1 protein-coding gene is annotated in these 2,029 nt (G+C 61.4%); it reads left to right on the top strand.

Going from position 1 to position 2,029, the window contains the following annotated elements; all coding sequences use genetic code 11:
- On the top strand, positions 1 to 1,865 hold a 1,865-nt coding region (locus ACTHV6_RS11485), incomplete at its 5' end, for an excinuclease ABC subunit UvrA (protein ID WP_441387730.1).
- Between the last annotated feature and the right edge of the window lie 164 nt (positions 1,866 to 2,029).

Genomic DNA, 2,029 nt, shown 5'->3' with positions numbered 1-2,029 from the left:
CTGACATTGTCCGCGAGTTTGGCGTGCGCACTGATGTTCCATGGCGCGAGCTCAAGGATCCGGAACGAGACATCGTGCTGGGAGGCCCCGAGGAAAAGAAGCACATCACGATCACCAGCCGCAAGGGCGTGCACGATCTGGATTTCACGTTCCGCAACGCCCGCCTGACGGTAACCGAGGAGCTCAAGCGAGCCGATACGGAAAAGCGCCTCTCTCGCGTTTCGCGCTTCCTGAGGGTGGGAACGTGCCCGGATTGTGAGGGGACGCGCCTGAGCACGGCCGCTCGTACCCCGAAGATCGGCGATCTCAACCTAGCGGACGCCACCGCCATGACGCTGGAACAAGCGGTGGAGTGGGTTGAGGGCGTCGCCCCAACGCTGCCGAAGGACATGCAGAAGATGGCGAGCGGGTTGGCCACCACCTTCACCACGATGGCATCCCGGCTGCTCGAACTGGGCCTCGGCTACCTGAGCCTAGACCGCGCCGGTTCCACGCTTTCCACGGGGGAGCGCCAACGCGTCCAACTGGCCCGCGCTGTGCGCAACCGAACCACAGGTGTGCTCTACGTTCTGGACGAGCCCTCGATCGGCCTGCATCCGGCCAACGTTGATGGGCTGATCGGTGTGATGGACGATCTCCTGAGCGATGGCAATTCGGTGGTGTTCGTGGATCACGATGTCCAGGTCCTGCGCGCCGCCACCCACCTGCTGGAGATCGGCCCCGGTTCGGGCCGCGAGGGCGGAGAGGTGATCGCCCAGGGCACGCCCGAACAGGTGGCCGCAAGCCACGAATCGCGTTTGGCCGGTTTTTTGACGGGGCGCGAACCGGTGATCGTACGTCAGAGGAGTTTTGACGACGACGGCGCCCCAGCCCTCCACCTTTCCACCCACCCGCTGCACACGGTGCATGGGCTTGATGTGTCGATTCCGCGAGGCAAGATCACCGCGGTGACCGGGGTATCGGGTTCCGGGAAAACAACCCTGATCCTCGAGTCGCTCGTGCCAGCTTTGGAGGCGGAAAACAAGGGGAAGGCGTTACCCGAGCATGTGGCTTCGTTGGATTCAGCCGAGGGAACATCGGTGCATGTTGTGGATGCAACGCCGATCGGCATTAATGTGCGCTCAACCGTTGCCACCTATTCGGGCGTGATGGATGAGCTACGCAAGGCCTACGCGAGTACCGAGGAAGCCGAACGCGATGGCCTCACCGCTTCTGACTTCTCTTACAACACCGGATCGCTTTCGTGTTCGCGGTGCGAGGGAACCGGCCAGATTTCGCTGGACGTTCAGTTCCTTCCCGATGTTGATATTCCCTGCCCCGATTGTGGCGGCAGCCGATTCGATCCTCGCGCTGGGCAGTATCAGAGAGACGGCGTGAGCCTGCCCGACCTTCTGGGAATGACGGTACGCGAAGCGATCGGTGCCACAACGGGGCTTCGAAAGGTCGAGCGCAGGCTCAAGGCTTTCGATGATTTAGGTTTGGGGTATCTGACGTTGGGGGAGGCTACCCCCGCCCTGTCCGGCGGCGAGGCGCAGCGGCTCAAGCTGGTGAATCAGCTGCACCGGGATCAATCGGACGCGGTATTCGTGTTGGATGAGCCGAGCGTTGGGCTGCACCCGCTTGACGTGCAAACCCTCATTTACGTACTGCAGCGGCTGACGGACAAGGGCGCCACCGTTGTGGTGATCGAACACGATCTGGATGTGATCGCCAATTCTGACGCGGTGATCGATATGGGCCCGGGTGGCGGCCAGGCGGGAGGCAAGATCGTGGCAACGGGTTCCCCCGAGGAGATCGCGGCCAATCCAGATTCCTTAACGGGGCGATTCCTCGCTCAGCACATGGGACTAAGATCCCAAAATTAGATAACGAATTGGTTACGAAAGACTGGTAAGGTGAGAGTGTTCTTGTAGGTCAACCTGATCTGGGGCATATGCGCATCAAGTCCCTTGCTTTTGCATTGGCACTCGGGCTCACAACGCTTCTCGTGGGGCCCGCTTTTGGTGCGTCTTCGGGCGAACAGGCAGAG

It is taken from the genome of Ancrocorticia sp. (genome assembly GCF_052089425.1).
Lineage (GTDB): Bacteria > Actinomycetota > Actinomycetes > Actinomycetales > Actinomycetaceae > Ancrocorticia.
The sequence above is the reverse complement of the archived record's forward strand: the minus strand, read 5'-3'. Positions and strand labels throughout refer to the sequence as shown.